Source organism: Nostoc sp. WHI (genome assembly GCF_015714725.1).
Lineage (GTDB): Bacteria > Cyanobacteriota > Cyanobacteriia > Cyanobacteriales > Nostocaceae > Nostoc.
On record NZ_WBKM01000221.1, the window covers coordinates 1 to 10,074 of the forward strand.

A 10,074-nucleotide genomic window follows, 5' to 3' on the forward strand; every position below is an offset into this window, starting at 1 on the left:
CCCCACTCCCCACTCCCCGATTTGATCATCCTCACCGGGCCAAACGCCAGTGGGAAAAGTTGTTATCTGCGTCAGGTGGGATTGATTCAGTTAATGGCACAAATTGGTAGTTTTGTGCCAGCTAAGTTTGCAATATTGGGAATATGCGATCGCATTTTTACCCGTGTAGGTGCAGTTGATGATCTTGCAACTGGTCAATCTACATTTATGGTGGAGATGAATGAAACAGCAAATATTCTCAACCATGCCACTTCTAGATCGTTGGTACTCTTAGATGAAATTGGCCGGGGGACAGCTACATTTGATGGTCTTTCCATTGCTTGGGCGGTGGCAGAATATATAGCAGTGGATATTCGGGCACGAACTATTTTTGCTACTCACTATCACGAATTGAACGAACTGGCTAGCATTGTACCTAATGTAGCTAACTATCAGGTGACAGTGAAGGAATTACCCGACCAAATTATATTTTTGCACCAAGTCCAACCGGGGGGCGCTGATAAATCCTATGGCATTGAAGCCGGAAGGTTGGCGGGTTTACCCTCGGTGGTGATTCAACGGGCTAAACAAGTGATGGCACAAATTGAGAAGCACAGTAAGATTGCGATGGGTTTACGTGAAGGTCTTCAGGTTGGAGATGACTAAGTGAATAACTCTTATTCTGTGGAAGAATAAAGCTTTAATAGAGAGACTCAATTTCACATTCTATAGTTACTAAATTAAGTATCTACAGCTAATATTCTCAATGCAAGCTATATAAAAATGTGGCGTTGCTGAATCAAGGGATGAAATTTTATGTATTAAAATTTAAAACTCTTTATCCTCTCTGCGTCTTTGCGCCTCTGCGTGAGATAAATCATCCCGCATTTATGCAACGCCAAAAATGTCTCTCACAACTTAACAATAAAACTATCCCGCAAATGAAAGTCAGCCTCCGCGCCTTGATGAGTTAACGCCCAGTAAGTCGCTTCATCATTTCTATGTTTAATAACGGTAGTAATGCCAATTTCAATTGCTTGTTCTGGCGAGATAATTTTATCCAAATCGACATCTAACGCAAGTGCTAAACCATCAGCTTGATTGTGAACGCTAAACGGAAGTGTTGTAAAGGTTGTTTCCTCTTGCATTCCTTCACGGTATCCATCAAAGCGATAGACATTCCAGTGTCCGGCGGGGGAGAGGTTGAATTCCCAATACAGTTGAGAATCTTTGATGCTAAGAAAGAACTCAAAGCAAGTGTCTTCCCATAGTTCATCCTTGCGTAATGGTGTGTTTAATGGTGGGGCGATCGCAATTTCTTTTAAGTCGCCTTCAAGCATATAGCGGATGGCAAGTTGATTAGAATTACGAGCAATATTACCTGCAATTTTCAGATTAGGCAGCGATTTGGTAGAGGGAAAAAGTTGTAGAGAAAATGTCTGTTCGTTCATTTCATATCTTTGATAATGTTACGAATCTGCGTTTCTTGGGATTCGATACTTGCAGTCAACTTAAACTGGACGATCGCTCTTGCCAAGTTATGTTCTGGGTGCTTGACTTTAAAGTAGACATTCCCTGCTAAATAATCAGCAAAAAATCTTAGTCCTAGTTCAAAAGCAATTAGACGAATTGCATCATAAATATAGGCATAGTCATTCTCAGTAAGAAACGCCTTTGCCACCGAAAGATAACCTTGTAAAATTCCTTGACACAGATCAGTATCGAAATAAATACTTTCCCAATTCTCAGTTTCTTCTCCAGCAGGATTGCAACCCGATCGCAAGCAATCACCAATGTCATAATGTACCAAACCGGGTTTAACGGTGTCGAGGTCTATGACGCTAACGGCTTGCTGGGTAACAGTGTCAAACATGATATTGTTGATTTTGGGATCACCGTGCATTAAACGCAGAGGTAGCTTGCCTTCAGCTTTGGCATTTTCTAGGATATGTGCAAAGGTTTGGCGATCGCTAACAAACTGTAAGCAATAATTAACTTCAGAAGATTGACGCGCACTAGTTTTTGCTAGAACTTCCTTGTAATGCTGGAGATAAAGCGGTGTAATATGGAACCCTTGAAGGGTGTCGGCGAGTTTTTCTGGTGGCAAGTCGCTAATCAGATTGTGGAACATCCCCAAGGCAAAACCGATTTCTTTGGCGTATGAGCGATCCCGCATAGTATCAAAAGACTGGGAGCCTTCAATAAAGCTAATCGCCCGCCAAAAGGAGCCGTTAGCATCCCTCCAGTGGTCTTGAGCATCCTTGGTCAACAGTACACGCGGTACTTCCCAGCGACGGCTGAGGCGAGTGCATTGTAGCCGCTTGTGAACATGCTCTGTGAAGGTACGCATATTCTGCATAATCAGTTGGGGCTGACGAAACACCTGGGTGTTGATGCGTTGCAGGACAAAATGCTGTGACTCCAATCCATTCAGAGTCACGAAGAAAGTGTCATTAATATTACCACTTCCAAATGCTTTAACGTCTGTAACCTTCCCTAGTTGGGCGAATTGGTCAGCGATCGCAACTAGATTTTCTGTACCCTGTATATTGAAATCTTCTATCATGTTTGTGTTTGACCTTAACTACTCCTTACGTACATTGCACAAAGGCAATAGGGGATATCGTAGCCTAAGTTTTGCATCTGGACAGCGAAGAGGAAAAGGGGCAGGGGGCATGAGTGTAAACTTAACGTAAAAATCAGTCCAGACAAAGCTTTTAGAGATTGTCTCGTTCCCAGTCTCCGACTGGGAATGTATTCCGAGAGGCTCCGCCTCAAGACTTGCGGCAGAGCCGCAATGAGCAAGCATTTCTAGCCAGAGGCTAGAAACGAGGTTTTAAACGGGTTTGGGCTTAAGTTGACACCAATTTCCTTGTCACCTCGGTAGATGCATTCTCCATATTTACTTATCTTCACATAGTTTGGTTTTTCCGCGCCGACTTACTTAATTATGTTGATTCTGTAGAACCTCAGCGATCGCTTGAGAAATCGGTAAGCCAGGACAGCGTTCCAGCCAGAAGAACTCGCCAACTGGGTTAACCTCAAGGAATACATAACGACCATCAGGAGTTAAAATAATATCAATAGCTCCGTAGTTTAAACGAAATTCTGCCATGAGTTTGAGCAGTTTCTCTTCGACATCTTGGGGCAGAGTGTATGACTCCCAAGCGTTGAGTAAAGCGACTCCCTGTTTGCGCCAGTCGTAACGCGCCTTATCCAAAGCTTGAGAATCAACCGCAGCTGTCAGCACACGTTTGCCTACAATAATTGTCCGCAATTCTAGAGCTTTTGGGATTTTCTCTTGAAAGGTCATTGGGCAGAAACGCAGTCCATCAAGGTTGTCCAGATCCTCAGGTGCGACTGGATTCGTAAATACAACCTTTTCCCGTCCTTGTTCGTCGTAAATAGCAAAAGAAGAAAGCATTTTGGTAATCATACCCTGCTTACACTCTTGGGCAAATTGCTTTACCGCCACTGGATTGTTTGTAGTTAAGGTGCGTGGAGTATCTAAACCTACTTTTCGTGCTATTTGTAATTGAAGTTGTTTATTTTCGGCTCGGCGAATATTTGGCAGAGGGTCGAGATGGAACCCCTTAATACTGGCAATCATTCCCTCAATGGTGACGCGAGATTCTTTAAGTGAGGCTTGTCTGAGTTGCTTGTCCATTGTGTCAGGAATTTTTGATCCAATTGCGATGCGTCGATACCAAACTGCTGACACTTCATTTAAATCTAATGTCTGCTCATCAACGCTCAAAGTAACTCGCTCACTTTCACCATAGTAAACATCTAGCTGCACTTCTGTGGGAAATCGGTCTGTGTCAAAACGAAATGCTTTTTGTCCTTGCGCTGCAATTGCCTGAATAACTAGAGGAATACTTTCGTTGTCTTGGCTGTGAGTAATGATTAAAACAGTCATTTAAAGGATGAAGAATAAAGTACGCTACAGATAAATATAGAAGCTGTCAGATGGTTTTGAATTTTTAAGTAAGAGGATTATATTTAGGACTTTTGGAAAGTAGTGCATCTGCGATCGCTTCTGCAATGGGATAGTCCAAATCTCTCTCTAGCATCCCCCACTCTCCCGTAGGATTAATTTCTAAAAAAACGTATTCCCCTGATGGCGTTTTGATAAAGTCAAATGCGCCAAAAAGCAGTTCAAATCTCTTCATAAAAACATCCAAACAACGGATGAGTTTATCAGGTAATTGATATGGTTGCCATGCCAGAACCTCTTTTGTCCCATGTCGCCAATCTTGGGTCGATTCTGCATATTCAGACGCATCTAGCGCCCCGACAAAGAGATTACCATCCACATACACTGCCCGTAATTCTAACTGTTTGGGGATTTGTTCTTGAAAAACAACTGGGCAATAGCGCAGTGTTTCAGCATCAAGTAAATCTTCTTCTTTAACAGCGCTGGTGTACATAAAAAAAGAGGAGGCTTGCATACCATAAGAAAGAGGTCTTAGGAGTTTAGCAACCATTTTTCCCTTTACTTCCCGAAAAAATTCTCGTGCTTCTTGGGGATTGTTGGTGACGAGAGTCCGAGGTATGACAAAACCGACTTCCGTAGCAATTCTAAGTTGGCGTAATTTATTTTCAGCTGCACTAATTCGCTGTAAATCATCCACCCATGTAGCTTCCCTCAGGCTATCCCAAAAGCCATTTAAAACTGCTAGTGATTCACTAGAGCAAGCTGCTTGAAATTGGGGAGCCAATTCTTTACCTAAATCAGGTTGCCAGACACGCCGCATCCATACTGCTTGCACCTGTTGGGTATTGAGGGAATGCTCGCCATATTCCAGTGTATGATTGCTACCAGAGTTACTAAAATTAGCTTGAAGTTGAAGTGCGATCGGAAACTTATCAGTGTCAAGGCGAAATGGTTGTGCACCTCGTCTTGATACAGCTTCTGCAACTTTATCTATTGTGAAATAATCACCGCTATGAGTAATTAATAAAACCACATCACGGTCAAAGTGCATAAAATATCTTCATTAGGTTATCGTATTTTCCCTACTATCAACTATTAAGAAAGTGAACTTAGTTTTAATGGGAAGCCAACCCCTAAAAGGAGTTGGCAAAGTAAACAGTATTTTTATTCTGAGAATAGGTTTCAAAACCGCATCTCTGATGTACTCAAAAGTATGCAGCTATTCTGTCGGAAAACTGTCATCGCCGTCTGAAGGGTACTTCCTACTTTCGAGTTACTAAGCTAGTTCATCATTATTCAGAAGGGTACTTCCTAAGCTGCTATACCGCCATCTTCTTGATCAGATGGGAACTTCAAAGTTTGGACAAGTTCATCATCCTTCTTTTTGGTTACATGACGGCATCCACCACTAATTGCTTCTGATTCTTCATCACAAAGGTCTTCAAAGCTTTGCCCTTCTAGAAATCGGGCGAAGAATGGTACTGTTTGTGCATTCAAATTTTCTGGTTTATTTTCAGACACAATCTTTCTCCTATGAAAAGTGAATCTAAATTTATACTGTATTTGATGATATTACATAGCACTTGCTACGACAAGTATTAATTTATCCTTAACCAAAGATTTACTTTTATGTGAAAATACTTGTATACTGTTGAAAGTATAATAATTTTTATTAAGCAGTTAATTAACAATTGCTGCTGAATACTGCTTTCTCTAAGAAAGAATCTTTCCTTATTTTTGCAAGAATTGTAAATAATAAAACAGTACACAAAATCGCAAAATATAGATTGAACGTGCTGTTTCTGCTAATTTTGTCATCAATAAAAAATGAAATATCAGATTGTCCTGCAACACAGTGAAGAAGATTGTGGTGCAGCGTGCATTGCTACTATTGCCAAACATTATAAACGTAATTTTGCGATCGCTCGTGTTCGGGAAGCTGTTGGTACAGGTTCACAAGGTACAACTCTTATGGGTTTGAAACGCGGTGCTGAAAGCCTCGGATTCAACGCCCGTCAAGTCAGAGCTACACCGCAACTAATTGACAAACTCCATGAAGCACCTCTCCCTGCCATTATTCATTGGAAAGGATACCACTGGGTAGTTTTATACGGAAGAATAGGTAAAAAATATGTAATTGCCGATCCTAGTAGTGGCATCCGCTATCTCAGTCGTGAAGAATTAACTATAGGCTGGGCTAATTACATCATGTTACTGCTATTTCCAGACGAAATCCGCTTTTATCAGCAAAAATCAGATAAAATTGGGGGTTTTGGTCGTTTTTTAGCACGAGTCTTACCTTATCGCCATATTTTAATTGAAGCAATTTTGATTAACCTAGCAATGGGAATCTTCTCTCTTGCGACTCCTTTCCTAATTCAAATACTCACTGATGACGTATTAGTTAGAGGAGATACACAACTTTTGACTACAGTTGCTATTGGTGTGGTGGCGATAAATATCTTTAGTAGCACCTTAAGACTGGTACAGTCTAACCTAATCGCCCACTTTGCACAACGCCTAGAATTAGGACTAACTCTAGAATTTGGCAGACAAATTTTGCGCCTTCCTCTTACTTACTACGAAGCCCGTCGCAGTGGTGAAATTGTCAGCCGTCTACGAGATATTGAAGAAATTAATCAGATGGTTTCTCAAGTTGTTATCGCCCTTCCCAGTCAGCTTTTTATTGCAATAATTTCGCTGATTTTTATGGTATTTTATAGTCCTAAATTACTGGGTCTATCAGTAGTAGTTGCCTTACTCATGTCCTTATCGACAATAATATTTTTACCTACTTTACGCCAAAAAATCCGTGATGTCATTGTTACCCAAGCTGAAAATCAAGGAATGCTGGTAGAGATTTTTAAAGGCATACTTACCCTAAAAACTGCTAATGCTGCTCCTCAAGCTTGGGAGGAAATTCAAAGCCGTTTTGGTAGCTTTGCTTATCTGACTTTTAGTACTATTCAAATCGGGATTATTAATAATATATTTTCTGGATTAATTTCGGGTTTTGGTAATCTTGCTATACTTTGGTTTGGCAGCAGTTTAGTCATTAGCCAAGAATTAAGCATTGGTCAACTGCTAGCATTCAACGCTCTGAATGCTAATTTTAATATATTGATTAGTACAATCATTGGTTTTGTAGATGAATTTGCCAGAGTTCAGACTGCAACACAACGGATTACAGAAGTTATTGATACTACCCCTGAAGACCAAAATGAAAAGGATAAGCCTTGGGCAGTAATTCCTGGTAATGCTGATATTGTTTGCACTAATCTCAGTTTTCACCATACGGGTAGAGCAGACTTATTGCAAGACTTTTCTCTAACTATTCCCGGAAGCAAAGTTACAGCGCTGATTGGTAAATCTGGCTGTGGAAAAAGCACTTTAGCTAAATTAATAGCTGGCTTATATCCTTTGCAATCAGGTAACATTCGTTTTGGCATTTATAACCAAAAAGATTTATCTTTGGAATGCAGACGACAGCAGGTAGTATTAGTCCCCCAAGAAGCCCACTTTTGGAGTCGCTCAATTTTAGACAATTTTCGCTTCAGTTATCCTCATGCCACATTTGAACAAATTGTTCGGGCTTGTCAAATTGCGGGTGCAGACGAATTTATCTGTGAATTACCAGATAATTACCAAACTGTATTAGGTGAATTTGGTGTAAATATTTCCGGTGGACAAAAACAGAGATTAGCTTTAGCTAGAGCAATAGTTACAGAGCCATCGGTATTAATTTTAGACGAATCTACTAGTGCATTAGACCCAGTATTAGAAAACCAAGTATTAGATAAGCTTTTACATCATCGACAAGGCAAAACTACAATTATAATTAGCCATCGTCCCAGAGTTATCCTACGTGCAGATTTTATTGTCTTATTAGATAAAGGGAAGTTAGAAATGCAAGGTGTTCTAGAGGAAATGCAAGCTACATCTGGAGAACACTTAGATTTTTTAACTCCTTAATGATGTATAGTCACTAATACCAATTCTATGTGAGACTATACATTAACGACCTCAAGCTGGAAGCCTGAGACTACATAAACAAAGCCTGCGTAGGTAGGGATACGCAGCTTCATATAAAAACGATATTACTACCCTGAATTTTAAGAACCTATGCTTACCCAAGATAAAAAACAACTCAACTGGAAACCCATTATCAAAGCATTCGAGGCTGTCCTTGGCAAAAATGGCGTGGTGCAACGCCGCGAGGAATTGATTACTTATGAATGCGATGGTTTAACTGGTTATCGCCAACGTCCGGCGGTGGTGGTGTTACCCAGAACTACAGAACAAGTTGCAAAAGTTGTGAAGATATGCAACCAATACTCTATACCCTTCATCGCACGCGGCTCTGGCACTGGTCTATCTGGCGGCGCTTTGCCAGTAGAAGACTCTGTTTTAATTGTTACCTCGTTAATGCGGCAAATCCTCAGCATTGATTTGGAAAATCAACGAACAATTGTTCAACCAGGGGTGATTAATAGTTGGGTAACACAAGCCGTCAGTGGTGCTGGTTTTTACTATGCTCCTGACCCCTCTAGCCAAATTATTTGCTCTATTGGGGGCAATATTGCCGAAAACTCTGGTGGCGTACATTGTCTGAAGTATGGCGTCACTACTAACCACGTTTTAGGATTAAAAATTGTCACGCCGGAAGGGGAAATTATCGATTTAGGTGGACAAATCCCAGAAATGCCTGGTTATGATTTAACAGGTGTGTTTGTTGGTTCTGAAGGCACCTTAGGAATCGCCACAGAAATTACTTTGCGAATTCTCAAAAGTGCAGAATCAATTTGTGTGCTGTTGGCAGATTTTACCAGCATTGAAGCTGCGGGGGCAACTGTTTCTGATATCATCAGCGCCGGAATTATTCCTGGTGGTATGGAAATGATGGATAACTTTAGCATTAATGCAGTTGAGGATGTTGTAGCAACTAATTGTTATCCCCGTGATGCTACTGCTATTTTACTAATAGAAATTGATGGTTTAGATGTGGAAGTTGCGGGGAATAAGCAGCGAGTTACTGAAATTTGTAAAAAGAATGGTGCGCGAAATGTCACTTCTGCTACTGATCCAGAAACCCGATTGAAATTATGGAAAGGACGCAAAGCAGCTTTTGCTGCTGCTGGACATTTAAGCCCAGATTATTATGTACAAGATGGTGTAATTCCCCGGACTCAGTTGCCTTATGTTCTGCATGAGATTGAGGTATTAAGTAAACAATATGGTTATCGTGTGGCTAATGTGTTTCACGCTGGCGATGGCAATCTTCATCCGCTAATTCTTTATGATAATTCTGTGCATGGAGCATTAGAACAAGTAGAAGAAATGGGTGGAAAAATTCTCAGACTTTGTGTGCAAGTCGGTGGTAGTATTTCTGGCGAACATGGTATTGGTGCAGAGAAAAAGTGTTATATGCCAGAGATGTTTAGCCAAGTTGATTTAGAAACTATGCAATGGGTACGGCAAGTTTTTAATCCTAAAGGGTTAGCAAATCCTGAAAAGATATTTCCCACACCACGGACTTGTGGAGAAGCCGCAAATGCATCGGCTATCAAACAATTTGAAGGTGTGGAAAGATTTTAACTTTCCGCAAAGGTGTTCCTCTCGTTCCCTGGCTCTGCCAGGGAATGCACTTATAAAAGGCGGAGCCTTATGACTGCATTCCTAGCCGGAGGCTAGGAACGAGAGTTTGAGGGTGTTCCTCTCGTTCACTGGAAGAGCCAGGGAATGCACTTATAAGAGGCTCTGCCTCAAGTTAGTATAAAAGGCGGAGCCTTATGACTGCATTCCTAGCCGGAGGCTAGGAACGAGAGTTTAAGGGTGTTCCTCTCGTTCCCTGGTTCTGCCAGGGAATACACTTATAAGAGGCTCTGCCTCAAGTTAGTATAAAAGGCGGAGCCTTATGACTGCATTCCTAGCCAGAGGCTAGGAACGAGAGTTTAAGGGTGTTCCTCTCGTTCCCTGGTTCTGCCAGGGAATACACTTATAAGAGGCTCTGCCTCAAGTTAGTATAAAAGGCGGAGCCTTATGACTGCATTCCTAGCCAGAGGCTAGGAACGAGAGTTTAAGGGTGTTCCTCTCGTTCCCTGGTTCTGCCAGGGAATACACTTATAAGAGGCTCTGCCTCAAGTTAGTATAAAAGGCGG

General features: G+C 41.3%; 8 protein-coding genes. 3 read left to right on the forward strand and 5 right to left on the reverse strand.

The features are described 5' to 3' along the window. Positions 1-645: MutS-related protein (locus tag F8S12_RS22135; protein WP_442946821.1), on the forward strand; the 645-nt coding region annotated here is incomplete at its 5' end. Positions 646-890: 245 nt separating this feature from the next. On the opposite strand, the gene F8S12_RS22140 is transcribed toward F8S12_RS22135, so the two are convergent. From F8S12_RS22140 to F8S12_RS22160, 5 genes are all read right to left on the reverse strand, one after another. Then, a complete protein-coding gene (locus F8S12_RS22140) occupies positions 891-1,430 on the reverse strand; it encodes a DOMON-like domain-containing protein (RefSeq protein WP_196518416.1) in 540 nt (179 codons plus the stop codon). Next, entirely contained in the window at positions 1,427-2,545 is a 1,119-nt protein-coding gene (locus F8S12_RS22145; protein WP_196518417.1) for a phosphotransferase enzyme family protein, read from the reverse strand. Before F8S12_RS22145 ends, F8S12_RS22140 begins: the two co-directional genes overlap by 4 nt. A gap of 378 nt (positions 2,546-2,923) precedes the next feature. After that, on the reverse strand, positions 2,924-3,898 hold the full coding sequence (locus tag F8S12_RS22150) for an MvdD family ATP-grasp ribosomal peptide maturase (RefSeq protein ID WP_196518418.1): 975 nt from the start codon (positions 3,896-3,898) through the stop codon (positions 2,924-2,926). A 64-nt stretch (positions 3,899-3,962) separates the two neighbouring features. Beyond that, positions 3,963-4,967: an MvdC family ATP-grasp ribosomal peptide maturase gene (locus tag F8S12_RS22155; protein ID WP_196518419.1), complete on the reverse strand. Its 1,005-nt coding sequence runs from the start codon at positions 4,965-4,967 to the stop codon at positions 3,963-3,965. A gap of 260 nt (positions 4,968-5,227) precedes the next feature. After that, entirely contained in the window at positions 5,228-5,437 is a 210-nt protein-coding gene (locus F8S12_RS22160; RefSeq protein ID WP_196518420.1) for a microviridin/marinostatin family tricyclic proteinase inhibitor, read from the reverse strand. 306 nt (positions 5,438-5,743) lie between these two features. Here F8S12_RS22160 and F8S12_RS22165 point away from each other — a divergent pair, with 306 nt between their 5' ends. Both F8S12_RS22165 and glcD read left to right on the forward strand, forming a co-directional pair. After that, positions 5,744-7,888, forward strand: coding sequence for a peptidase domain-containing ABC transporter (locus F8S12_RS22165; protein ID WP_196518421.1), 2,145 nt, complete (start codon positions 5,744-5,746; stop codon positions 7,886-7,888). Between the two features lie 150 nt (positions 7,889-8,038). After that, positions 8,039-9,511 carry a glycolate oxidase subunit GlcD gene (gene glcD / locus F8S12_RS22170; RefSeq protein ID WP_196518422.1) on the forward strand — a complete coding sequence of 491 codons (1,473 nt, stop codon included), beginning with the start codon at positions 8,039-8,041 and terminating at the stop codon, positions 9,509-9,511. Positions 9,512-10,074 lie beyond the last annotated feature (563 nt).

Excerpts from the sequence above, each read along its gene's own strand:
- F8S12_RS22145 (WP_196518417.1), bottom strand. The coding sequence starts at position 2,545 with ATGATAGAAGATTTCAATATACAGGGTACAGAAAATCTAGTTGCGATC.
- F8S12_RS22155 (WP_196518419.1), bottom strand. The coding sequence starts at position 4,967 with ATGCACTTTGACCGTGATGTGGTTTTATTAATTACTCATAGCGGTGAT.
- glcD (WP_196518422.1), top strand. The coding sequence starts at position 8,039 with ATGCTTACCCAAGATAAAAAACAACTCAACTGGAAACCCATTATCAAA.
- F8S12_RS22140 (WP_196518416.1), bottom strand. The coding sequence starts at position 1,430 with ATGAACGAACAGACATTTTCTCTACAACTTTTTCCCTCTACCAAATCG.
- F8S12_RS22150 (WP_196518418.1), bottom strand. The coding sequence starts at position 3,898 with ATGACTGTTTTAATCATTACTCACAGCCAAGACAACGAAAGTATTCCT.
- F8S12_RS22165 (WP_196518421.1), top strand. The coding sequence starts at position 5,744 with ATGAAATATCAGATTGTCCTGCAACACAGTGAAGAAGATTGTGGTGCA.